We start from the raw sequence: 23,419 nt of genomic DNA, 5'->3' as shown, positions 1-23,419 counted from the left end.
CCTGCCGCTGTCTGGAAAGGTAGGCGGATAATCGTGCTCTGGCAAACTCAGGAAGTTCCGGAAAACCCGGCCTGTCTTGCCTTTTCGTTCGCAATCCGCCCAAAACCTTGTCAAAAATTACCATTGCAGGGAAATTACGTCAATAGTACTGACATAATCTTCCCTGCCCATGGAGAAAAGATGACGGATCGAAGCCGAGCAGCCGGGACACCGATCAGGACCGCGATGTCAATCGAGGATGGCATTGATTTCGCCCTCATCGAGCTGTTTTTCTTCGCCTATCGCGATTTCACCTCGGATCCCGATCAGATCCTGGCCGACTATGGCTTCGGCCGCGCCCACCACAGGGTGCTGCATTTCGTCAACCGCAGGCCGGGCCTGACGGTCGCCGAACTGCTCGATGTCTTGAAGATCACCAAGCAGAGCCTGGCGCGCGTGCTGAAGCAGCTGATCGACACCGACCATGTCGTGCAGTTGCAAGGGCCGCGCGATCGTCGCCAGCGCGAACTGTATCCGACCGCCAAGGGCCGCGCGCTGGCGCTGGCGCTGGCACGGCCACAGTCGCGCCGCATCCATGCTGCATTGGAAGATTCCGGAGCCGCCGAACGGACCCAGGTGGAACGCTTCCTCGAAGCAATGGTCAATCCGGAACTGAGAGCCCAGATCGACGTTGGGTCCGCAAAAATGTCAGGGAAAAGCCATGGAGAGCACTGAACGCGCTGATCACGCGGCCGCACCGGACGACGATGCGCCGCATTTGCTTGTGGTCGATGACGACACCCGCATCCGCAACCTGCTCAAGCAATATCTGACCGAAAACGGTTTTCGCGTCACCGTCGCCGGCAATTCGGGCGAGGCCCGGCGCAAGCTCGCCGGCCTCGACTTCGATCTTCTTGTGCTGGATGTGATGATGCCCGGCGAAAACGGCGTCGACCTGACCAAGGCGCTGCGGGCCGAGAAGAACGTGCCGATCCTGATGCTGACGGCGCTATCGGAAACCGACAGCCGCATCACCGGCCTGGAGGCCGGCGCCGACGATTACCTGCCAAAGCCTTTCGATCCGCGCGAATTGATCCTGCGCATAAACAACATCCTGCGCCGCGGCGGCCCTGCGACCACGCCCAAGGTGGAGCAGCTCGTCTTCGGCCCCTACACGTTCCAGATCGCCAGGCGCGAATTGAAGCGTGGCGGCGAGGCGCTGAAGCTGACCGATCGCGAGCAGGAGATCCTGGCGATATTCGCCGCGCGCGCAGGCGAAACCATTCCACGCCACGAACTGGTCGGCGACGAATCGGATGTCGGCGAACGCACCATCGACGTCCAGATCAATCGGCTGCGCCGCAAGATCGAGCGCGATCCCTCCAATCCGGTCTGGCTGCAGACGGTCCGCGGTATTGGGTATCGGCTCAGCGTCGAATAGACTACCGCCTTCGGCCTGCCTGACGGCCACGGAGCGAGCGAAAGGTGAATGGCGACCACGGAACTGGAACAGCCGGAATCTGACGGCTTGAGCACCCGCTCCACACGGCTGCTCAAGAGGGGTCCGCGCGTCTGGAACCGGTTCTGGCGCCTCGTTTCGCTCTACATGCCCAAGCGCCTCTACGCGCGCTCGCTGATCATCGTCATCGCGCCGATGATCCTGCTGCAATCGGTGGTCGCTTTCGTCTTCATGGAGCGGCATTGGGCGACCGTGACGCAGCGCCTGTCGCAGGCGACCGTGCGCGACATCGCCGCCATCATCGACCTGATCGAGACCTATCCGCACGACGCCGACTACGCCAACATCATCCGCATCGCCCAGGACCGCATGCAGTTGAAGGTCGACCTCCTGCCGCCCGACCCGCTGCCGCCGCCCGGGCCGAAGCCGTTCTTCTCCATCCTCGACGACGTTCTCTCCGCCGAGATCACCCGCCAGATCAACCGGCCGTTCTGGATCGATACGGTCGGCAACTCCAACATCATCGAGGTCCGCGTCCAGCTCGAAGGCAAGGTGTTGCGCGTCTTCGTGCGCCGCAGCCAGGCCTATGCTTCGAACACGCACATCTTCCTGATCTGGATGGTCGGTACCTCGCTGGTGCTGCTGATGATCGCCATTCCCTTCCTGCGCAACCAGATCCGGCCGATCCTGACGCTGGCCGAAGCCGCCGAAAGCTTCGGCAAGGGCCGGCCGATGCCGCGTGATTTCCGCCCGCGCGGCGCGGAGGAGGTCCGCCGCGCCGGCTTTGCCTTCATCCAGATGCGCGAGCGCATCGAGCGCCAGATCGAACAGCGCACCGCCATGCTCACCGGCGTCAGCCATGACCTCAGAACCATCCTCACCCGCTTCAAGCTGCAGCTGGCGCTGGCGGGCGGCAAGGCCGAGACGAAGGCCGCGCTCAACCAGGACATCGACGACATGCAGTCGATGCTCGAAGGCTATCTTGCCTTCGCCCGCGGCGAGGCCTCGGAAGACACCGGGCGCTTCGATCTCGAAGCCTATTTCCAGAAGCTGAGCGAGGAAGCTCGGTTGCGCAAATGCAAATTGTCGACGACGCTTTCCGGCGATCCGACCGTGCATGTGCGGCCGAACGCCTTCGCCCGGCTGATGTCGAATGTCATCGGCAACGCCTTCCGCTACGCCAAGACGGTGGAAGTGGCCGCCAATCATGGCCGCGGCTCGCTCGTCGTCACCATCGACGATGACGGTCCGGGCATTCCGGCCGAAAAGCGCGAAGAGGTGTTCAAACCCTTCATGCGGCTCGACGAGGCCCGCAATCTCGATGCCAGCGGCACTGGCCTCGGCCTGTCGATCGCCCGCGACATCGCCCGCAGCCATGGCGGCGACATCACGCTCGACGTCAGCCCGCTCGGCGGCTTGCGCGCCGTGATCAAGGTTCCGGCCTGACAGGGACTTAATCGCGGGAAGCGGAAATCGTTTCCGGACGAGGTCATGTTCGGCCGATTTCATTGGCGCGTCATGAAACCATGCTGAAGAGCGCGCATGAAGCGCGCGACCTCACTTGATTCGAGCCCGCCGTCTGACTTCAATCCCGTACCCGCCCGGGTGCGCTGGAGCGAAGCGAGGGCAGCAGGCTGGTCGCCGTCCGGGCATCGGGCCGAGGCAACCGCCGACCTTTCGAGCAAAGGCCCGTCATGCGCATATTGATGGTCACCGACGCCTGGCGCCCACAGGTCAATGGCGTCGTCCACACGCTGGAGCGGCTCACCGAAACACTGAAATCGTTCGATGTCGCGGTGGATTTCCTGACGCCCAACATCTTTCGCACTTTGCCCTTGCCGACCTATCCCGATATCCGCCTGGCGTTGACCACGCCAGGTCGTGTCGCGCGCCTGATCGAGGCCTACAAGGCAGACCACATCCACATCGTCACCGAAGGTCCGCTCGGCATCATGGCGCGGCGCTACTGCCGCAATGCCGGCCGGCCGTTTACCACCAGCTACCACACACGCTTTCCCGAATATCTCAGCGCCCGGCTGCCGGTGCCGGAAAGCTGGGCCTATCGCTGGCTGCGCGATTTCCACAATTCCGGCCAAGGCACGCTGGTCGCGACGCAGTCGCTGGCGGATGATCTTGCAGCGCGCGGCTTCAACAAGCTGAGGCCATGGACGCGCGGCGTCGACACCGATCATTTCCGGCCCGACAAGAGGAAGGATCTCGGCTTCCCCGGCCCGTTGTTCCTCTGTGTCGGCCGCGTCGCCATCGAGAAGAACCTCTCCGCCTTCCTCGATCTCGACCTGCCCGGCAGCAAGGTGATTGTCGGCGAGGGCCCGGAACTGGCGAAGCTCAAGGCGCGCTACCCCGCCGCGCATTTTCTTGGCCACCGCCCCAACGATGAACTGGCCGAAATCTACGCCTCGGCCGACGTTTTCGTCTTTCCGAGCCGCACCGACACCTTCGGCAACGTCATCATCGAAGCGCTGGCCAGCGGCACGCCGGTCGCCGCCTTTCCGGTCACGGGACCGATCGACATCGTCGGCGACGGCTTCGGCGGCGCGGTCTCCAACGACCTGCGCGCGGCATCGCTCGCCGCCCTCGATGTCGACCGCGCCCAGGCGCGAGAACGCGCTATGCGCTACAGCTGGAAAGCCTGCGCGGAAATGTTTCTCGATACGGTCCAGGAGGCGCTGGGCACGACGCGGAAGCTGGCCGCCTGACGCTCCCTCTCGGCTAAAACAGCCGCCCGCCGTCCGGCACCTTGCGCTCGATGGCGCCGAGCACCACGGCGCCCTCCTCGTCGGGAAAGCCGAGCGTCAGCACTTCCGACATGAATGGCCCGATCTGGCGCGGCGGAAAATTGACCACCGCGAACACCTGCCGGCCGATCAGCGTCTCGGGCGTATAATATTTGGTGATCTGCGCCGACGATTTCTTTACCCCGATCTCGGGGCCGAAATCGATCTTGAGCTTGAACGCCGGCTTGCGCGCCTGCGGAAACGGTTCGGCCTCGATGATCGTGCCGGCACGGATGTCGACACGATCGAAATCGGCGAAACTGATCTCGGGCTTGCGCTCGCTGCTTGAACTCATGTCGAAGGCATCTTGGTCAGGCGTTGCCGAAAGTCTCGAACAGCACCCCGGCCAGCGCGTCCTTGGCCGATGTGCCGGACCAGACGACGAACTGGAACGCCTGGAAGTAGCATTCGCAGGCCTCCAGCGCCGACGACAGCAGCACCTCCACCTGCTGGCTCGAAGGCTCGACCCCGCCGGCCAGAAGCAGCGACTGGCGGAACATGATCGCGCCTTCCTGCTCCCACAGGTCGAAATGGCCGAACAGCATCTGTTCGTTGATCAGCGACAACAGCCGCATCACTTCCAGCGCGCGCGCCTCCGGCACCTTGATGTCGAAGGCACAGGCCAGATGCAGCGCCTCGAAATCCTCCATCCACGAGAAGGAGACGTGATAGTCGGTCCAGCTTCCGGCGACCGAGATCGAGATTTCGTCGTCGCCGGCCCGTTCGAAGGACCAGTCATTGTTGTGGGCCACCTGCTCAATGACATCCACCGGATGGATTTCGCGGGAGAATTCGAGTTCGAGAAGTTCCATGGAATGCTTCCTGTGTTCAGGGGAGCGCCACACGCTCCGCGGGGCACACACGACGAACAATCTGATCTAGAACTCGGACGGCCAGGACTTCTCGACGCAAAGACCCCAGACCGGACCCCACCGCCCGGCGCATGACCCTGCTCCGAATCATGCAACAAATTCAGTCTATTGATCGGGAGTCGCGTGAACAGCCCAATTTTTCGCGCTGCGTCATTCGCATGTGGAAAGGCGCTGTCACACAGAGTCACGCAATGCCGGTAAGCGATTCACGGCAAAGCGCTTTTCAGGCTGGTGCTTTGTGGAAAAGTTTAACGAATTATTTTTTCGGCCTGGGCTTTGCGGAAGCCGCAGGTGTGGCCTGCCCGGTCAGTTCGGCAAGCCTGGCCTCAAGCGCCTCGATGCGGTCGGCAAGGCGAGCATTCTCTTCCCTGGCCTTGGCGGCCATCTCGCGCGCGGCCTCGAACTCCTCGCGCTGCACCACGTCCATCGAATTCAGGATGCGTTCGGCCTGTCCCTTGAAGGCGGTCTCCACCTCGCGCCGCACGCCCTGCGCGGCGCCCGCGGCATCGGTCATCAGCTTGGCGAATTCGTCGAGAATGCGGTTCGGTCCGGTCGACATGGCAAATCCTCGGTTGCTGAAATTGAGTTAGTAGTGCCGCGCGCCGAATGCAAGAACGTTGAGGGTTGCCGTTCCATCTGCGTTGCTGTGGCGCATGGCAGTGCCATTCCTGTAAGAAGCTCCCGAACGGCGCCAGAGCTGTACTTGAGGGCGCAAGCTCGCCTATTGTGTTCTCGTCTCGTATTGCCTCAAGCACACTTCAGTCAGGTCACCAATGGCAACCCCTCCGCGCCGACCGACCAATCCGATGGCAGCCGCCGAAGCTGCCTTCAAACCGGTGAAGAAGCCGGCACCGCCAATTCGCGAAGCTTCGGCCGCGCCGAACGTCCGCGAGCTTGTTTCGATCCGGATCGACCGGGCCGTGCTCGATCATTTCCAGGAAGATGGCCCCGGCTGGCAGGACAGGATCAACGACGCGTTGCGGCAGTTGGTGGCCGCCAAGCCAAGGGATTGAGCTCACCGCCCGCACGGCGCGATGGGCCTGCAAGCGGTGATCCGATCCGATCTTTGACGCCGACCACCTTGCCTTGACCCCGCCAAAACCCTGCCGCATGGTCCGCGCCAAACGCAACCGAGAGCTCCCCGTTGAACGAATATTTCCTGCTGCCGCTGGCCTCGTTGCCCTTTCCCAACATCGACCCGGTGCTGATTCAGATCGGGCCGCTGGCGGTGCACTGGTACGGCGTCGGCTACATCGTCGGCATCCTGTTCGCCTGGTGGTACGCCAAGCGGCTCGCCGCCAATCCGAAACTCTGGCCCGACGGCATCCTGCCGATGAAGCCGGAGGACCTCGATGATTTCATCATCTGGGCGGCCATCGGCGTCGTGCTGGGCGGGCGCACCGGCTACGTGCTGTTCTATGACCTGCCGCGCTATATCGCGCATCCGCTCGACATCTTCGCCGTCTGGCAGGGCGGCATGTCGTTCCATGGCGGCCTGCTCGGCGTCATCCTCGCCATGACGCTGTTTTCGATCAAGCGCGGCATCCGCACCTGGTCGCTGTTCGACGTCGTGGCCGCCGGCGTGCCGGTCGGTCTTGGCCTCGTGCGCGTCGCCAACTTCATCAACTCCGAGCTCTGGGGCCGGCCAACCGACGTGCCATGGGCGATCGAGTTTCCCAATGGCGGGCCGTTTACCCGCCATCCGAGCCAGCTTTACGAGGCCCTGCTTGAAGGCCTGGTGCTCTTTCTCGTGCTGCGCTTCCTCACCCATTCTCGCCTCAAGCTGAAAACGCCGCGCTTCGTCGGCGGCGCCTTCATCTGCGGCTATGGCCTGTCGCGCATAGCAGTCGAATTCTTCCGCGAGCCCGACCAGCAGCTCGGCTATCTCCTTGGCACCAACTGGCTGACCATGGGCATGATCCTGTCCTCGCCGATGGTGCTGGCCGGCATTTGGGCGATGACGACAGCCAAGCCGGTGCCGCAGTCACGGCCGCAGGCGACATGACGCGGCTGAAGGCACGCATCGTCGATCTGATCGAGGCGACGGGGCCGATCCCGGTCAACGAATACATGGCATTGTGCCTGTTCGATCCCGAGGCGGGCTACTACACCACGCGCGAACCGTTCGGCGCCGCCGGGGATTTCGTCACCGCGCCGGAGATCAGCCAGATGTTCGGCGAGCTCGTCGCCGTCTGGCTCTACCAGGCCTGGCTGGCGGTCGGCCGGCCGACGCCGGTCACCATCGGCGAGATCGGCGCCGGCCGCGGCACGCTGATGAAGGACATGCTGCGCACCCTGTCGCGGCTCGAACCGGCACTGGCCAACGACGCCGCTTTCGCCATGATCGAGACCAGCCCGCGCCTGACCGAGGTGCAGAAACAGACGCTCGGCGCCACACCGTTCTCCATTCGCTGGCACGAGACCATCGACACGCTGCCGCCACAGCCGCTTTTCATCGTCGGCAACGAATTGTTCGACGCCATCCCCATCCGCCAGTTCGTCCGCACCGGCACCGGCTGGCGCGAGCGCGTGGTCGGCCTCGACGGCGCTGACAATCTTTGCTTCTTCGCCGGTGCCGGCTCGCTCGACCCGACGCTGCTGCCCGCCGATGCCGGCGAGGCGCCGCAAGGCGCGATCGTCGAAGTGGCGCCGGCGCGCAGCGCCCTGATGGCGACCATCGCCGAGCGCATAGCCGCTCATGGCGGCTCCGGCTTGTTTGTCGACTATGGCCATCTGCGGCCGGGTGTCGGCGACACGTTGCAGGCCCTGCGCCGTCATGATCACGAAGATGTGCTGGCCAATCCCGGCGAAGCCGACCTCACCTCCCATGTCGATTTCGCCGCCCTTGCCGGGGTGGTGCGCGCGCATGGTCTGGACGCCCATCTATCGACGCAGGGCGATTTCCTGCTCGGCCTGGGCATTCTGGAGCGCGCCGGCCGGCTTGGCGCCGACGCCAGCCAGGCGGCACGCGACAAGATCGCTGGCGATGTCGAACGCCTCGCCGGGCCGCAGGCCATGGGCGACCTGTTCAAGGTGCTTGCCATAGTGCCGCGCGGCGTTGCCGTTCGCCCCTTTGCCCAGGCTCCGAGCTCGGATTGACAAGGCGTGACGACGGCCAGTCCGGTTGTGTCGGTAGCTTTTCATGGCCGGCAACTTCTCATGATAGGAATTTTTTCTTGACAGGGTGAAGGCAACTATGGTAGATATTTGGTTATGGTGCTGAGTTGCGCCAGGGACCCGCCGCACAGGCGGGTTTTTCCGTTCAATGCTCCCTCACCGCACAGCGGCGAAGGAACCGTTACCCCGGATTCGTTGCGTTGCCCCTTCGCAACGCCGGATTGACTTTTCATCGTCACCCCTCCCAATCTCCCGTCCGGTAAAAGAGCGGCTGAACGCCGGCCGTCTCGCTTCGGACTTTTTCTTGACGAAACCGCCCACACGGACAACAACGCCCACATGCTGAATCAGACCAAACTGGATCCCGTGCGGTCGCCGCTGCTGGACCTGGCGCAGGCACAAGGCATCCGCCACGGTTATTTCACCCGCGTCGGCGGCGTCTCGCCCGGCATCTATCAGGGCCTCAACATCGGCACCGGCTCGGATGACGACCAGGCGCTGGTCGCCGAGAACCGCCGCCGTGTCGCCGCCTGGATGGGCGTGCCGGCGGACCATCTCCTGACCGCCTGGCAAGTCCATTCGCCTGATGTCGTCGTCGCCAGGGGACCCTTTGCAGGCGAGCGTCCCAAGGCCGACGCCATCGTCACCGACCGGCCGGGCATCGCCATCGGCGCCTCGACCGCCGATTGCGGCCCTGTGCTGTTCGCGGATGCCGCGGCGCGTATCATCGGCGCGGCGCATGCCGGCTGGAAAGGCGCCTTCACGGGGGTGCTCGAGAACACCATTGCCGCCATGGAAAGTCTCGGCGCCAGGCGTGAAAACATCGTCGCCGTGCTCGGCCCCTCGATCGGCCCGGAAAACTACGAGGTCGGGCCTGAATTCGTCGCCCGCTTCGTCGAGGCCGATGGCGAAAATGACAGATATTTCGCGCCTTCGGCGAATCCCGGTCGTTCGATGTTCGACCTCAACCGCTACACGCTGGACCGGCTCGACAGGGCGGGTGTGACCGCGCAAGGTCTCGGCCGCTGCACCTATGCCGAGGAAGATCTGTTTTACTCCTACCGGCGCACGACGCACCGCAAGGAACCCGATTACGGCCGTCAGGTGTCGGCAATCGTTTTGGAGAGTGAATGATGGCGCTGCATTTTGAACGATCCGAATTCGACGCGCGCCGCGACCGGCTGGTGATCGAGATGGCCGAGAAGAAGCTCGACGCAATCCTGCTCTTCGCACAGGAAAGCATGTATTGGCTGACCGGCTACGACACGTTCGGTTTCTGCTTCTTCCAGTGCCTGGTGGTGAAAGCCGACGGGTCCATGGTGTTGCTGACCCGCTCGGCCGACCTGCGTCAGGCGCGCCACACCTCGATCATCGACAACATCGTGCTGTGGACCGATCGCGATGGCGCCAATCCGGCGGTCGACCTGCGCAATCTGCTGAACGAGCTCGACTTGCTCGGCGCCCGCATCGGGGTCGAATACGACACTCATGGGCTGACCGCCTATAATGGCCGCCGCCTGGACGAGCAGCTGCAGACCTTCGGCCAGATCGCCGATGCATCCGGCATCGTCGGTCGGCTGCGCCTGTTCAAGAGCCCGGCCGAGATCGCCAAGGCCGAGAAGGCGGCGAACCTGGCCGACGACGCGCTGGATGCGGCCTTGCCGCTGATCAAGCAGGGCGGTGACGAGGCGCTGATCCTTGCCGCGATGCAAGGCGCGATCTTTGCCGGTGGCGGCGACTATCCGGCCAACGAATTCATCATCGGCTCCGGCGTCGACGCGCTGCTGTGCCGCTACAAGGCCGGTCGCCGCAAGCTCACCAAGAACGACCAGTTGACGCTCGAATGGGCGGGAGTCTTTCATCACTATCATGCGCCGATGATGCGCACGGTGCTGACCGGCAAGGCCTCGAAGCGTCACCAGGACTTGTTCGACGCGGCCCGTGCCGCGCTGCTGGCGGTCGAGAAGGCGATGACGCCGGGCAACAGTTTCGGCGATGTGTTCGACGCGCATGCCCGTGTCATGGAGGCACGTGGACTGACCAAGCATCGGCTGAATGCCTGCGGCTACTCGGTCGGCGCCCGCTTCACCCCGTCCTGGATGGACATGCCGATGTTCTACCAGGGCAATCCCGAGCCGATCGCGCCGAACATGACGTTGTTCGCCCACATGATCATCATGGATTCCGAAACCGAGACGGCGATGACGCTTGGCCGCACCTATCTCACGACCGAATCACAGCCGAAGCCGCTTTCCCGCCATGATCTCGACTTGATCGTACAGTGAATCCACGATGGGAGGCGTTCTTCGCCAAGGAGTTAGAAGGCAAATGAGACGATCGCAGCTGACGACCGTGTCATTGCTCGTGGTCCTGGCGCTCGCCGCCTGCACCAACGCAAAAGACGTCCTCGAACCCTCCGCCATCACCCCGCCCACGGCCGCGGCGCCGGCCACGCCGGCAGCCCAGGGCAGCGCCGCCACCCCGGCGCCCGCTGGCCCTGCCACGACCACGGCGGACGCTCCAGCAACGACCACGACGTCAGCCACGCCCGCACAGACCGCCGCAATCCTTGCCAGGACGCGCCTGCAGATCGCGCCGATCGTCGGCGCTTCGGTGGAAGCGGCGACGCCGCTGACGGCGGAGTTGCAGACGCGCGCTAGGCAGCGCGGCATCACGCTGGCCGGCAGCGCCGACCAGACCGCGACCCATGTGCTCAAAGGCTATTTCTCGGTGATCTCCGAAGGCAAGGACACCACCGTCATCTATGTGTGGGACGTCTACGATCCCTCGGGCAACCGCCTGCATCGCATCAACGGCCAGCAGAAGGCGGCTTCGGCCAATTCCGGCGCCAGCGGGGGCGGCGACAGTTGGAAAGCGGTGGCGCCAGCCACCATGCAGGCGATCGCCGACCAGACCATCGACCAGTTCGCGGCATGGCTCGGCGGCAAGGCGGGCTAGACCATCGGACCCGAATGGAAACGGCCGCGGGGAAATCCGATGCTTGAACAAGGGGAAGGAGCAGCGGCGCCGGGTCCGCTGCCCGGTGTTGCCCATACGCGATGGCGCGAACATTTCCCAGGATTAGCCGGCGGATTTCCAATCACGGTGCTTGCAATAGCCGCGCGGGCCGCTAAAAGCCCGGTTAAAGGGCGTAGGCGAGTCTGTTGGGGCTCTCCATCCTCCACCAGGAACGGTGCATGAAACTCTTCGCGGGCAATTCCAACAGGGTGCTGGCCGAGGCGGTCGCCCGCTATCTCAACATCCCGCTGGGCAAGGCCAGCGTCAGGCGCTTCGCCGACCAGGAAATCTTCGTCGAGATCCAGGAAAACGTGCGCGGCGAGGATGTCTTCATCCTGCAGTCGACTTCCTTTCCGACCAACGATCACCTGATGGAACTGCTCATCATGATCGACGCCTTCATGCGCTCGTCGGCCAAGCGCATTACGGCGGTGATCCCCTATTTCGGCTATGCCAGGCAGGACCGCCGCGCCTCCGGCCGCACGCCGATCTCGGCCAAGCTGGTCGCCAACATGATCACCCGCGCCGGGGTCGACCGCGTGCTCACGCTCGACCTCCACGCCGGCCAGATCCAGGGCTTCTTCGATATTCCGACCGACAATCTGTTCTCGGTGCCGGTCATGGCCCGCGATGTGAAGGCGAAATACAAGCAGCTCGGCAACGTCGTCGTGGTGTCGCCCGACATTGGTGGCGTGGTGCGTGCACGCGCGCTGGCCAAGCGCTTCGACGCACAGCTCGCCATCGTCGACAAACGCCGCGAGCGTCCCGGCGAATCGGAGGTCATGAACATCATCGGCGCGGTCGCCGGCAAGGACTGCCTGCTGATCGACGACATCGTCGATTCCGGCGGCACGCTGTGCAACGCCGCCGATGCGCTGCTGGCCAACGGCGCCACCAGCGTCACCGCCTATATCACTCATGGCGTGCTGTCGGGCGGCGCGGTCGCCCGCATCAGCGGCTCCAAGCTGCAGGAACTGGTGATCACCGATTCCATCCAGCCGACCCAGGGCGTGCTCGACGCCCCCAATATCCGCGTCATCTCGATCGCCGATCTGATGGGCGAAGCCATCTCGCGCACGGCAACCGAGGAATCGGTGTCGAGCCTGTTCGACTAATTGTCGATCCCGGCGGGCGCGTAGCGCAGCAAAACAGATTACAACGTGCAATCAGTGCTCCTGCAATGGACCTTAGACCGAGGGTTGCCGCATCAGCTTGATGCCATCGGCATGCCTCAAGCGGCGATCGGACCGCCTATGCGCCGCGGGTTTTCGCCGGCATCTCGCGCGCCGCGCATATAGCCGCGCGGCGAGGCACCCAGCATGCGCTTGAACATGGTGATGAAGGCCGGCACGCTGTCATAGCCGAGATCGAGCGCCACCCGGGTGATCGGCTCGCCATCGGCGAGCCTTGGCAGCGCCGCGAACAGGCATGCTTGCTGGCGCCATGTCGATAGCGACAGTCCGGTCTGGCGATGAAAGGCGCGCGTGAAGGAGCGTCGGCTCATGCCGGCGGCATCCGCCCACTCGTCGATCGTCGCGCGCGGCGACGGTGCCGCCACAAAACGCCGGCACAGCGCCGCCAGCCTGGGATCGGACGGAAACGGCAGGCCAAGCGGCCGCTCCGGCAAAGTCGGGATTTCGTGCAGCAGAAGATTCATGATCAGCCCGCCGCGCCCTTCCAGCACGCCGCCTTGCGGCAGTTTTTCCGATTCCACGATCAGGCTGTGCATCAGGTCGGTGACGCCGACGACGCGCAGGCCTTCCGGCAGTCCGGGGATCGCTCCCGGCATGACATAGACCGAGCGCATCGAGACATCGCCCAGCATCTCGACGGAATGCTCGGTGCCCGCGGGAATCCACATGGCGTGATCGGGCGGCACCATCCAGCGCCCGTGCCGCGTCGTCACCAGCACGACACCGACCAGTGCATGCAGCAACTGGCTGCGGCTGTGGCGGTGCCGCGGCACATGGTAGCCGTCGGGATATTCGGTCGGTAACGCCACCGCCGGCCCGGCCACTTGCTCCAGCCATAGCCAGCGACGCTCGTGCAACTGCTCGAGGTCGGCACTACCAGCGTGAAAAATTTCCCTGCCGTGCGGCATAAGCTATGGCCCACTTGCGAAACTATTGGACCAAACCACGAAAGAAGTCGTCCCGCAAGCGGCCTATAAGCCATCCGTTCCCAAGGCGGCCGCAGGAGCGTCCGCCAGCTTGCCCGCGGGTATGCCCGCCAAAAAGACTACGGAGCTGCCTTGACCGATACGACAGCCGTCGCCCCTCCCGCGACCGCCAGCCATGCTTCAGCCCAGGCGACGGCCTTCACCGTCATCCTGGCGGTGAGTTTTTGCCATTGCATCAACGACATCATGCAGTCGCTGCTATCGGCCATCTATCCCCTGTTGAAGGAGAATTACGGCCTCGATTTCTGGCAGATCGGCCTTCTCACCTTCACCTTCCAGGTGACCGCGTCGCTGCTGCAGCCGGTGATCGGCATGATCACAGACAAGCGGCCAATGCCCTATTCCCTGCCCTACGGCATGGCCTCTTCGCTGATCGGCCTGATCGTGCTTGCCTATGCCGGCCACTACACGCTGCTCCTGATCGGCGCTTCGCTGATCGGCATCGGCTCGGCGATCTTCCATCCGGAATCCTCGCGCATCGCCCGCTTCGCCTCAGGCGGCCGCTTCGGCCTGGCGCAGTCGCTGTTCCAGGTCGGCGGCAATTTCGGCCAGTCCATGGGACCGCTGCTGGCGGCATTCATCGTCGTGCCTTTCGGCCAGACCAGCATTTCATGGTTCGCCGTCGGCTCGCTTATCGGCATCGTCGTGTTGTGGCAGGTCGGCGGGTGGTACAGCCGCTTGCGCGCCACACAGGCGAACCGCAAGACGTCCAGTTTCGTCTCGCCCTTCCCGCGCCGCAAGGTGATGGGCGCGCTGGCCGTGCTGACGCTGCTGGTGCTGACCAAGAACGCCTACATCGCCAGCCTCTCCAGCTACTACACCTTCTACGCCATCCATAAGTTCGGCGTCTCGGTGCAGATGTCGCAGGTCATGCTGTTCCTGTTCCTCGGCGCCTCGGCGCTGGGCATCCTGCTCGGCGGTCCCTTCGGCGACCGCTACGGACAGAAGGCGATGATCTGGTTTTCCATCGTCGGCGTGCTGCCCTTCACGCTGGCGCTGCCCTACGCCAACATGGAATGGACGATGGTGCTGACGGTGCTGATCGGCCTGATCCTGTCGTCGGCCTTCTCCAACATCGTCGTCTTCGCGCAGGAACTGGTGCCGGGCCGCGTCGGCATGATCGCCGGCATCTTCTTCGGCTTCGCCTTCGGCGTCGGCGGCATAGCGGCAGCCGTGCTCGGCATCGTGGCCGACATGAAGGGCATCGACTTCGTCTTCCAGATCTGCTCGTATTTGCCGTTCCTGGGCCTGTTGACGGTGTTCCTGCCCAATATGAAGGAAGCACGAAAGGCCTAGCCTGGGAAAGCGCCTCGACACGTGCGAGCGCGTCGAGGCCTCAGTGCAGGCCGAATTCGCGCAGCAACTCTTCACGGTGCCGCACGAAGCGGCTTTCGCTGCGGTCACGGGGACGCGGCAGGTCGACGGTGATCAGCCGCGCCGCGCCGCCTTTCTCCTTGGGCAGGATCAGCACTCTGTCGGCGAGATAGATCGCCTCCTCCAGGTCGTGGGTGACCATAACCATGGTGACGTTTTCCTCGCTCCAGATGCGCGCCAGTTCCTCCTGCATGGAGATCTTGGTCATGGCGTCGAGGGCGCCGAGCGGCTCGTCGAGCAGCAGGATTTCGGGCTGCACCGTCAGCGCCCGGGCGATGCCGACGCGTTGCGCCATGCCGCCCGAAAGCTGCCGCGGGTAAGCATCGCTGAACTCGGCAAGACCGACCAATGCTATGTAGAAGCGCGCCCTCTGCTCGGCCTGCGCCTTGGGCACGCCGCGAACTTCGAGGCCGAAGGCGACATTGCTAAGTACGCTCAGCCACGGCAGCAGGCGCGGTTCCTGGAAGATCACCGCCCGCTCCGCGCTGACGCCTTTTATTTGCTTGCCGTCGATCGCAACGGCGCCTTCATCGGCGATCTCTAAGCCGGCAAGGATGCGCAGCAATGTCGTCTTGCCCGATCCGCTGGCGCCGACAATGACCAGGCACTCGCCGGAGCGGATGTCGAGATTGAGCGAACGCAGCACGGCGAGCGAGCGCCCGCCGAGCGCAAAGGACTTCGACAGGTCGCGGATCGTGACCTCGCCGCGTGCTGTGGCCATGCTGGGTGCCTCCTTGCTCAATTGGTCTTGCTTTCGCCTGGCCGGTAGAGGATGTCGGCAGCCTTGAGTTTGCCTCTCGGCAGGCGACCGTCGCGCTCGAGCACGGCCACCCAGAAGTCGATGTCGCGGTCGGTCGCCACCGCCTTTTCGCGCAGGCCGAAGCCCGTCCAGTAGCGCGCCAGTTCGCCGTTCTCGCCGCGTTTGTCGAGGATTTCGGCCAGCACCTTGCGGGCCTCGTCGGGATTCTGCCGCGACCAGTCGGCCGCACGCGCGGACTGTTCGACGAAGTTCTTGGCGGCGTCGCGATTGGCGGCGATGAAATCCCGCCGCAGCACGATGAAGCCGCCCGCGATCTCGCCCAGCACGTCGGCGTCGTTGAACACGCCGCGCACACCGCCATTGGCCACCAGGGCACCGGCGAAAGTCGCCTGCCAGTAGCCGAGCCCGGCGACATCGACCTGATGCGAGCGCAACGTCTGCTCGAGTTGCGGCCCGGGCACCACGACGAGCTTGGCGGCGTCCGGCGGCAGGCCGACGCTGTGCAGCGCTTCACGCACCGCGTAGTCGAGATGGGCGCCGAGCGTGTTGACCGAGATCGTCTTGCCGGCGACGTCCGCGATCGACCTGATCGGGCTGTCCTCCAGCACATAGAAAACACTTTTGACCTGGCTGTTGATGCCGTTGCTCGGATAGGCGGCGACGAAGTCGTTGCCGCCGGCGATCGAGTTGATCACGGCCGGCGTGGCGGCCGAACCCAGGTCGACGCTGCCGGAGGCGAGCGCAAACAGCGATTCCGGGCCGCCGCCGGCATAGCCGACATTCTCGAGCTCGATGCCGAGGCCCTTGAAGTAGCCGAGTTGGTCGGCAAGCTCATGCGGCGAGATGCTGCCGCGGCTGGCGAGATAGCGTATCTTGACGGAAGCGGCCTGCGAGCGCGCGATCGATGGTAGCCCGACGGCGATGATGCCGGCGGCAAGAGGGGCGCGCAGAAGCAGCGAGCGGCGTGTGATGGTCATGATCCGGCCTTTCACTTTTCAAAAATGACGATGATGGGGGCGGCTGTTCAGCCGGCGGAACTGCTCCAGCGGCAAAGCCGCCGCTGCAGGCTGACCAGCACCTGGTTCGCGATCAGGCCGAGCGCGGCCAGGATGACGATCGACGCGAACATCAGCGGGATCTGGAAATTGTACTGCGCGTTCATCACCTGGAAGCCGATGCCTTTGTTGGCGCCGATCATTTCCGAGGCAATCAGCAGCAGCAGCGCGGTGGTCGCGCCGAGCCTCAACCCGACGAAGATCGAAGGCACGGCGCCCGGCAGCACGACGCGCCGGAATATGGTCAGCCGCCGGGCGCCGTAGACGCGCGCCATTTCGAGCAGCTTCGGATCGACCTCCTTGACGCCGCTGATCGTGTTGAGCAGCAGTGGAAACAGCGTTGCCCAGAAGATGACGAACACTTTGGAGGCTTCGCCTAGCCCCAGAAGCAGGATGAAGACGGGATAGAGCGCCAGGGCCGAGGTCTGCCGGAACAGTTGCAGGATCGGATCGAGCGCCGTCTCGACGCTGCGGGTCTGACCCATGACGAGGCCGAGCGGGATGGCGACCGTAGCCGCCGCGGCGAAGGCGAGGCCGGCGCGCTGCAGGCTGATGGCGATGTCGCCGAGCAGGCTGCCCCCGGCGAGGCCCTTCCAGAGCGCTACGACGATCATGTCGATCGGCGGCAACACCGCGGCATTGACCCAGCCGCCGCTCGCCGCCGCCTGCCAAAGCGCCAGGAACCCCAAAAGCACGCCATAGCGCGACAGCAGACGCGTGAGGGTTCGGCCAGCCAGGCTCAGAATATCGGCGCCGAGCCCGTTGCCGTTTTCATGCGCGCCGATGCCCGTCGGCCGTTCAATGTGCTGCAAAGTCATCGTCATGCCTTTCGCTTCAACGCATCATTCGGCGGCGAGCACGGTCGAACGGGCAACCGTCCAGGGGTTCTGCGGCCGCTTGAGGCCAAGATGCTCGCGCAGCGTCCTGCCCTCGTAAGCGGTACGAAACAGGCCGCGCCGCTGTAATTCGGGGACCACCAGGTCGACGAAATCGTCTAGCGCGCCGGGCAGCCATGGCGGCAGGATGTTGAACCCGTCGGCGGCTTCGTTGCTGAACCATTCCTCCAGCTGGTCGGCGACCTGAATGGCGCTGCCGATCACGGTGTAGTGGCCTCGTGCGGTCGCGACCCATTGATAGAGCTGGCGGATGGAGAAGTTGTGCTCGTCGGCGATCTGGCGGATCAGCGCCTGGCGGCTCTTCATGCCTTCGGTTTCGCGGCTCGGCGGCAGCGGTCCGTCGAGCGGATAGCCCCTGAGATCGAGCGTCTGCCCGGCAAGTCCGTTGAGCAGCGCGACGCCGTCCTCGGGCAGGATCAGGTCGTTCAATTGCTGATACTTGGCTCGCGCCTCTTCTTCGGTGCGGCCGACAAAGGGCGCCACGCCCGGCATGATCAGCACCTGTTCGGGATCGCGGCCGGCCGCCGCCACGCGGGCCTTGATGTCGCGATAGAATTCCTGCGCGGAGGCAAGGTTCTGATGCGCGGTGAAGATGACCTCGGCCGAGGCGGCCGCGAGCTTGCGCCCATCCTCGGACTGGCCCGCCTGCACGACCACGGGGTGGCCCTGCACCGGGCGGGGCACGTTGAGCGGCCCTTTGACACTGAAATGCTCACCCTTGTGGTCGATGTCGTGAAGCTTGTCCTTGTCGTAGAAGCGGCCCGTTTTCTTGTCGCGGATAAAGGCGTCGTCCTCCCAGCTGTCCCACAGCGCCTTGACCGTCTCGACATGCTCATGCGCTCGTGCGTAGCGCTCGGCATGGTTGGGCTGGATGTCGCGGTTGAAGTTGCGCGCCGTGTCGTCGCTCGCCGAGGTGACGACGTTCCAGCCTGCCCGGCCATTCGACAAGAGGTCGAGCGAGGCGAATTTACGGGCAAGCGTGTAGGGCTCCTCATAGGTGGTCGAGGCCGTGGCGATGAATCCGAGATGCGTCGTCAGCGGCGCCAGCGCCGCAAACAACGTCACCGGTTCGAAACCCGCGATCTTGGCGTTGCCGCCTTCGCGGGCGCCAAGCCCGACCGTCAGGTTGTCGGCGAGGAAATAGGCATCGAACAGGCCCCGTTCGGCGGTCAGCGCGAGCTGCTTGTGAAACTCGAAATTGGTCGCGCCGTCGGCCGGAGCGTCGGGATGGCGCCAGGCGGCGACATGCTGGCCGCCACCGGGTAGAAAGGCGCCGAGCTTGATCTGTCTTGATTTGATGGTCATGGCTGGGTCCCTTTGTTCGAAAACCATTTGGAGTTCAGGCGGCGAGGCCGACGCTGCGTGCCGTCCCGACGACGCGGGAAACCTCGGCAACCGCCTGCCGGGCGCGGGCATGGATGGCCTCCGACACCAGGACGCCGTCGGCGAAATCCTTGTCCGATGCGTAGATTGCGGTCGGCACGGTCAGCGCCTCGAAAAAACCGAACAGCGGCCGCAGCTGATGTTCGACGATCAGCGAGTGGCGTTCGCCGCCGCCCGTCGCGGCAAGGATGACCGGTTTCCCGCGCAACGACGACGGATCGAGCAGATCGAACAGATGCTTGAAGAGCCCGGTATAGCTGCCTTTGAAGGTCGGCGACCCCGCGACCAGCACGTCGGCGCCGACCAGTTGTTCGATGATGGCGCGGGCCGCAGGATCGAGATCGCCGAGGCGCCGAGCCGCCGGCAACGACGGACCGAGATTTTCAATGTCGTATATAGCCGAGGTCGCCCCGATGCGGTTCGCCGTCTCGCCGGCGATGTGGCTGATAAAGGCCTTGGTCTTCGATGGGCGGGTCAGGTTGCCGGATATTCCCACCACCAGCTTGTTCGTCATCGGGCTCTCCTCGCGGTCCTTATTCATTAAGACTACCGATTTTGTAGAATTAAATGAGCGAGAAGATTTCAAAACTGGCGGAATAGGGAGATTGAGTTTGCGCCGCAGCGCCCTTCAGTGGTTCGGCAGATGCGCGGTTCCGGCCAAGGGCGTCGCCATTCTCGGACGCCAGGCCGACGAGCGACAGATCCAGGTCGACCCGACCGCCGCCGCAAGCTGCCCGTCCACTGCAACGCTCGAATGAGACCCCGACCGGACGCTGGCCGAACTCGATGCCTGAACCGAGAGATCCAGCCGCTGTGCGCGGCGTTGACGAGCGATCGTTGGCCACACCCGCGCCTGGCAGCCGTTCCGACGGTGAATTGTGCGGGGCGAGGATCAAATCGACGACCCGCCGTGCGGGTCGGCGGGACCTGAGCCAAGACTGATCAGGCGGATTTCAGCACGGTGAATGGGCGCTTGACGGTCCGTTTAACCTGGAAACTCCCGGCCGGAGCGGGACGGCCGACATGAAAACCCTGGACCTTGTCGATGCCGAATTCGCGCATGAGAGCCATCTGCTCGTCCGTTTCCACCCCTTCGACCAGGATTTTGTGGCCGCGGTTTCGGACCAGGGCGACAATGTCCTGGAGCATTGCCTTGCCGTTCGGGGTGGCGCAGTCGTGAAGGAAGGAGCGGTCGATCTTCACCGTATCGAAATCGATCAGGCGAAGCCACGAGAGGCCAGCGAAGCCGGTGCCGAAATCATCAAGCCAGATCTTGATCCCCAGCAGCTTCAGGTCGCTGATGCAGCGAAGAATGTCCGAATGCATCTCCATCTCCAGCCCCTCGGTGATCTCGAAGGCCAGCCTGTTGCCGGTGACGCCGGTCTCGCCCAGGATGGTCGCGACCGACGCCGCGAAGCCGGGCGTCTTGAGCTGGATCGGAGAGACGTTGACGCTGACCACGCGCACATGATCGTGCGCCAGGAGCTCGGCGCAAACAGTCCTGATGGCCCAGCGCCCGAGTTCCAGGATGGCGCCGGTTCGCTCCGCTACGGGAATGAACAGGCTCGGCGGAACCGATGTGCCGTCCAGCATTTTGAGGCGCATCAGGGCCTCCACCGCTTCCACCCGGTCCGTCGCGACATCCTGGATAGGTTGATAAACGAGTGAAACGAGATCCTGGCCGATCGCGATCTTCAGCAAAGCCGCAATGTTCTCGCTCTCGTCGCTGCTCTGGGGATCGGTTGGGTCGAACAGCCGGGCACAGTTTCGACCGCCTGCCTTTGCGAGATAGAGTGCGCGATCGGCCTCGTGGATGATCTTCTCCAGCTTGGCACCGGTCTGCGTCCTGGTGAATGCAGCGCCAACGCTTACCGTCACAACCGAGATACCGTCGCGCCGCAATTCGTGGGTAAGCGCCAGGTTCTCGACGGTGCGGCAAATGGCTTCCGCGATATCTATGATCTGATCCTTGTTCTCCATGCGGGCCAGGACGATGAATTCTTCACCGCCGTAGCGGCCGATCGAGCCATTGTATTCCCTGATCATATCCCGGAGGGCATTGGCGACATGGATAAGGCAACGGTCGCCTTCCTGGTGGCCGTAGCAGTCATTGAACTTCTTGAAGAAGTCCACGTCGATGAGCATCGCCACGAAACTGGTACCGACCCTTTGCCACTCCCCCCAGTAGTCCCTGAGCTTTTCATCGATCGCCCGTCGATTCTCCAGACCCGTAAGCGGATCGGTCCGCGACAGCCGCAGCAGGGCCTTGCCGCGTTCGGTGGCTTCCTTGTGCTGGATTTTGGCTTCCAGCGCGTTCAGGAAGACGTTGTAACGCTCCTCGTTCAGCTTCCAGTTCACATAGGACGTGAATGTGAAACATGAAACGTAGAAGGCGCCAAATACCATCTTGTATGTTACCGTGGCGGGCACAAAGTAATTCACGGCATACAAGACACACATGATGATGGTTGATGTCACGATCGATAGATTGAAACTGAATGTGAAGAATAGATTTGCACTCATCATGAAGATGGTGCCGAATACCATATAGTAGGCGACGCTTTCCTTGTCCGCGCTCATAAAGGCCGGGAACAACCAGCCGATATAGCCGAAAATGATGGCCCCGGCGCAAGTCACGTCGAGCCATTCCGTGGCCACTCCCCGGCGAAGTTGCGCCTCCAGGATCAACAGCGCGGTCACGCCGACGGCGAAGCGCGCCATGATCGTATAGGCCGCCACGTCCGGGATCAGCAGCAGATCCGTTGCCGAAAACAGGAGATAGATGGCCACGGCGATCCAAAGCCCAGGCCGGGCTTCCAGTCTTCGCTTCGCCTGGGCTTCCCTTCGGTAAAGGACGCGGAGCTCGTCGGGCCCCGGCTCGTAGCGGGCTTCGTACGGCTCTACATGCGCCATGTCGGCCAGTCTGGATGACACGCGTTCGCTCTCGACAAATCCTGGTTGAAGGGGATTTTGCGTTCCAAGTTCTTTTTTGGCTTCTGCCCCCACGCGGGCCAACTCCTTGGACGCGACGGCGACTGCGCACCTCGCACGACAATGCAACGGCGCGAAACAAATTTCGGTTAATTCAGGCCGTGAATCCAATGCGGTGGGTTTTAACGCGCGAACATGGTTGGCGGGAAATTAAGCATACCGTTAAAATGCGTTCGGGACGACATTGGCAAATCGAGCATTGTACGCAATAAGTTAACTGACTGTTAACTATGGAGTGCTCGAGTGCAAAGTGTCTTTGATGGCAAAAGCCTGATTACTGCCGAGATGATTGCCGGCAGTTTTCCAAGAAAGCCCGAGCATCACGGCGAGGCGTTCGAAACCGCCCGCGCGGAACTCGCGCTCATTCTCCACGCGACACACCAGCAGGTCGAGGAAGAGAAAGACCCTGCCGAGATCGTTCGTCGCCTGCTGTCCTATCTCAACGCCCTGCGGGCCAAGGTTCACCCCGACGTTTGGCAGTCGTTGATCCCGGTGGCGCAGAACCATCCGATCCTTGACTACTTTCTCCAGGACCCGCTCACCCGGTGGTCATTCACCAAGCCCAGGGGCTATTCCGGCGACGCGCAGTTGCTTGACTACATCTATTGTGATCCGCACGTGGCCGAAAGCGTGGCGAGCGCCTCGGACACAGGGAAGGCACTCTACAGCCATACCAAGGACGTACCGTCCTGCGTGGCGGCGCGGGAACGGCGCGATCTCTTGACCCGGTATGTCGACGAGACGGCGGACAAGAGCGGACCGCAAGCCGAGGTCCTGGCGATCGCCGCCGGTCATTTGCGCGAGGCCAATCGTTCGACCGCCTTGGCTGAGGGCCGCCTCAAGCGTTGGGTTGCGCTCGATCAGGATCCCCAGAGCGTTGGATTGATCGCGCGAGACTTCCAGGGCACCGCGGTCGAGGCCGTCGACGGCTCGGTGCGGACCGTGCTCACCAGGGGCCACAAGCTGGGCAAGTTCGACCTCATCTACGCCTCCGGCCTTTACGACTACCTCCAGCACAACGTCGCCGTGAAACTCACGAAGACTTGCCTGCAGATGCTGAAGCCGAACGGCAGGTTCCTTTTTGCCAACTACGCCGAGGGCAATCCCGACGCCGGCTATAGGGAAACGTTCATGGACTGGGTGTTGCTGCTGCGCTCCGAGGCCGACATGTGGAACATCATCAATGCCAGCGTCGACCGCAACACCGTCGAGGCGCAGGTGTTCTTTGGCGAAAACCGCAACGTGCTGTATGGCGTCATCGAAAAGCGCGGATAGGGCAATTCCAGGAAAAATGTGCAGCGGTTTTCCCGGAGAAAGTGCGTAGCGCCTTCCCGGGCAATTGCCTAAGATAAAGAACTGGAGCGAGTCGGCGATCCTATCGACGCTGAACGCTCCAGTGACAACCTTGGACCGGCGCCAGCGTGAAGCCTCGAGCGCTTTCGGCCGGGCGAGGCGTCCCGTCCCGGACCATTGCCTTTGGATGACTGCCTTTGGCTTGCACCTCCGGCCGCCTTCCGCTATAGAGCCGCCACCCGCGTAGA

General features: G+C 63.5%; 24 protein-coding genes. 14 read left to right on the top strand and 10 right to left on the bottom strand.

Annotated elements, in window-relative coordinates:
* Nucleotides 1-180: 180 nt before the first annotated feature.
* From LB547_RS08215 to LB547_RS08200, 4 genes are all read left to right on the top strand, one after another.
* Entirely contained in the window at nt 181-714 is a 534-nt protein-coding gene (locus LB547_RS08215) for a MarR family winged helix-turn-helix transcriptional regulator (RefSeq protein ID WP_181165219.1), read from the top strand.
* The gene (locus LB547_RS08210) at nt 701-1,420 is read left to right on the top strand and encodes a response regulator (protein WP_140496007.1); all 720 of its coding nucleotides are present in this window, start codon (nt 701-703) and stop codon (nt 1,418-1,420) included. Before LB547_RS08215 ends, LB547_RS08210 begins: the two co-directional genes overlap by 14 nt.
* Nucleotides 1,421-1,468: 48 nt before the next feature.
* A complete protein-coding gene (locus LB547_RS08205; protein WP_140496008.1) occupies nt 1,469-2,884 on the top strand; it encodes an ATP-binding protein in 1,416 nt (471 codons plus the stop codon).
* A 248-nt stretch (nt 2,885-3,132) separates the two neighbouring features.
* Nucleotides 3,133-4,155 (top strand): glycosyltransferase family 4 protein, encoded by a 1,023-nt coding sequence (locus LB547_RS08200; RefSeq protein ID WP_140760179.1) that lies wholly within the window; start codon nt 3,133-3,135, stop codon nt 4,153-4,155.
* Between the two features lie 13 nt (nt 4,156-4,168).
* On the opposite strand, the gene LB547_RS08195 is transcribed toward LB547_RS08200, so the two are convergent.
* The 3 genes from LB547_RS08195 to LB547_RS08185 all read right to left on the bottom strand — a co-directional run bounded on the left by LB547_RS08195 (nt 4,169) and on the right by LB547_RS08185 (nt 5,664).
* A complete protein-coding gene (locus LB547_RS08195; RefSeq protein ID WP_140496010.1) occupies nt 4,169-4,528 on the bottom strand; it encodes a tRNA-binding protein in 360 nt (119 codons plus the stop codon).
* 16 nt (nt 4,529-4,544) lie between these two features.
* Nucleotides 4,545-5,045 carry a YbjN domain-containing protein gene (locus LB547_RS08190; protein WP_127855850.1) on the bottom strand — a complete coding sequence of 167 codons (501 nt, stop codon included), beginning with the start codon at nt 5,043-5,045 and terminating at the stop codon, nt 4,545-4,547.
* A gap of 316 nt (nt 5,046-5,361) precedes the next feature.
* Nucleotides 5,362-5,664, bottom strand: coding sequence for an accessory factor UbiK family protein (locus tag LB547_RS08185; protein WP_140496011.1), 303 nt, complete (start codon nt 5,662-5,664; stop codon nt 5,362-5,364).
* A gap of 214 nt (nt 5,665-5,878) precedes the next feature.
* On the opposite strand from LB547_RS08185, the gene LB547_RS08180 reads away from it, so the two are divergent.
* The 7 genes from LB547_RS08180 (at nt 5,879) to LB547_RS08150 (ending at nt 12,355) form a co-directional block, all read left to right on the top strand.
* Nucleotides 5,879-6,118 carry a BrnA antitoxin family protein gene (locus LB547_RS08180; protein ID WP_031250360.1) on the top strand — a complete coding sequence of 80 codons (240 nt, stop codon included), beginning with the start codon at nt 5,879-5,881 and terminating at the stop codon, nt 6,116-6,118.
* Nucleotides 6,119-6,249: 131 nt separating this feature from the next.
* Nucleotides 6,250-7,110, top strand: a complete 861-nt coding sequence (gene lgt / locus LB547_RS08175; protein ID WP_140496012.1) for a prolipoprotein diacylglyceryl transferase — start codon at nt 6,250-6,252, stop codon at nt 7,108-7,110.
* Nucleotides 7,107-8,204 carry a class I SAM-dependent methyltransferase gene (locus tag LB547_RS08170; protein ID WP_140760176.1) on the top strand — a complete coding sequence of 366 codons (1,098 nt, stop codon included), beginning with the start codon at nt 7,107-7,109 and terminating at the stop codon, nt 8,202-8,204. Before lgt ends, LB547_RS08170 begins: the two co-directional genes overlap by 4 nt.
* Before the next feature lie 357 nt (nt 8,205-8,561).
* Nucleotides 8,562-9,356 carry a peptidoglycan editing factor PgeF gene (gene pgeF, locus LB547_RS08165; RefSeq protein WP_140516884.1) on the top strand — a complete coding sequence of 265 codons (795 nt, stop codon included), beginning with the start codon at nt 8,562-8,564 and terminating at the stop codon, nt 9,354-9,356.
* Nucleotides 9,356-10,507, top strand: a complete 1,152-nt coding sequence (locus LB547_RS08160; protein WP_140516886.1) for a M24 family metallopeptidase — start codon at nt 9,356-9,358, stop codon at nt 10,505-10,507. The genes pgeF and LB547_RS08160 overlap by 1 nt, the downstream gene beginning before the upstream one ends.
* 43 nt (nt 10,508-10,550) lie before the next feature.
* Complete coding sequence (locus tag LB547_RS08155) at nt 10,551-11,180, top strand: hypothetical protein (protein WP_140760170.1); 630 nt, start codon at nt 10,551-10,553, stop codon at nt 11,178-11,180.
* A gap of 239 nt (nt 11,181-11,419) precedes the next feature.
* A complete protein-coding gene (locus tag LB547_RS08150) occupies nt 11,420-12,355 on the top strand; it encodes a ribose-phosphate pyrophosphokinase (protein WP_019860650.1) in 936 nt (311 codons plus the stop codon).
* Nucleotides 12,356-12,471: 116 nt separating this feature from the next.
* Here LB547_RS08150 and LB547_RS08145 read toward each other — a convergent pair whose 3' ends face one another.
* Nucleotides 12,472-13,341: an AraC family transcriptional regulator gene (locus LB547_RS08145; protein ID WP_140556082.1), complete on the bottom strand. Its 870-nt coding sequence runs from the start codon at nt 13,339-13,341 to the stop codon at nt 12,472-12,474.
* A 150-nt stretch (nt 13,342-13,491) separates the two neighbouring features.
* Here LB547_RS08145 and LB547_RS08140 point away from each other — a divergent pair, with 150 nt between their 5' ends.
* Nucleotides 13,492-14,715: an MFS transporter gene (locus LB547_RS08140; RefSeq protein WP_140666080.1), complete on the top strand. Its 1,224-nt coding sequence runs from the start codon at nt 13,492-13,494 to the stop codon at nt 14,713-14,715.
* A 40-nt stretch (nt 14,716-14,755) separates the two neighbouring features.
* Here the strand turns inward: LB547_RS08140 and LB547_RS08135 are convergent, their stop codons facing one another.
* From LB547_RS08135 to msuE, 5 genes are read right to left on the bottom strand one after another with little or no spacing between them, the layout of a single operon-like run.
* Nucleotides 14,756-15,514 (bottom strand): ABC transporter ATP-binding protein, encoded by a 759-nt coding sequence (locus tag LB547_RS08135; protein ID WP_140556083.1) that lies wholly within the window; start codon nt 15,512-15,514, stop codon nt 14,756-14,758.
* A 17-nt stretch (nt 15,515-15,531) separates the two neighbouring features.
* Nucleotides 15,532-16,530 (bottom strand): ABC transporter substrate-binding protein, encoded by a 999-nt coding sequence (locus tag LB547_RS08130; protein WP_140496021.1) that lies wholly within the window; start codon nt 16,528-16,530, stop codon nt 15,532-15,534.
* A gap of 47 nt (nt 16,531-16,577) precedes the next feature.
* On the bottom strand, nt 16,578-17,426 hold the full coding sequence (locus LB547_RS08125; protein WP_140496422.1) for an ABC transporter permease: 849 nt from the start codon (nt 17,424-17,426) through the stop codon (nt 16,578-16,580).
* 24 nt (nt 17,427-17,450) lie between these two features.
* Nucleotides 17,451-18,809 carry an LLM class flavin-dependent oxidoreductase gene (locus LB547_RS08120; protein ID WP_140760164.1) on the bottom strand — a complete coding sequence of 453 codons (1,359 nt, stop codon included), beginning with the start codon at nt 18,807-18,809 and terminating at the stop codon, nt 17,451-17,453.
* Nucleotides 18,810-18,843: 34 nt separating this feature from the next.
* A complete protein-coding gene (gene msuE, locus LB547_RS08115; protein ID WP_140556085.1) occupies nt 18,844-19,401 on the bottom strand; it encodes an FMN reductase in 558 nt (185 codons plus the stop codon).
* A gap of 97 nt (nt 19,402-19,498) precedes the next feature.
* On the opposite strand from msuE, the gene LB547_RS08110 reads away from it, so the two are divergent.
* Entirely contained in the window at nt 19,499-19,645 is a 147-nt protein-coding gene (locus LB547_RS08110; protein WP_181168390.1) for a hypothetical protein, read from the top strand.
* A 184-nt stretch (nt 19,646-19,829) separates the two neighbouring features.
* Here the strand turns inward: LB547_RS08110 and LB547_RS08105 are convergent, their stop codons facing one another.
* Entirely contained in the window at nt 19,830-21,800 is a 1,971-nt protein-coding gene (locus LB547_RS08105) for a putative bifunctional diguanylate cyclase/phosphodiesterase (protein ID WP_140556205.1), read from the bottom strand.
* Between the two features lie 321 nt (nt 21,801-22,121).
* Here LB547_RS08105 and LB547_RS08100 point away from each other — a divergent pair, with 321 nt between their 5' ends.
* Nucleotides 22,122-23,153, top strand: coding sequence for a class I SAM-dependent methyltransferase (locus tag LB547_RS08100; RefSeq protein WP_140556087.1), 1,032 nt, complete (start codon nt 22,122-22,124; stop codon nt 23,151-23,153).
* The last annotated feature ends 266 nt before the right edge of the window (nt 23,154-23,419 follow it).

Origin of the sequence: Mesorhizobium sp. B264B1B (assembly GCF_020165765.1) — a bacterium.
Taxonomy (GTDB): domain Bacteria; phylum Pseudomonadota; class Alphaproteobacteria; order Rhizobiales; family Rhizobiaceae; genus Mesorhizobium.
Note: the sequence above shows the minus strand (reverse complement) of the source record. Positions and strands in the feature narration are given on the sequence as shown.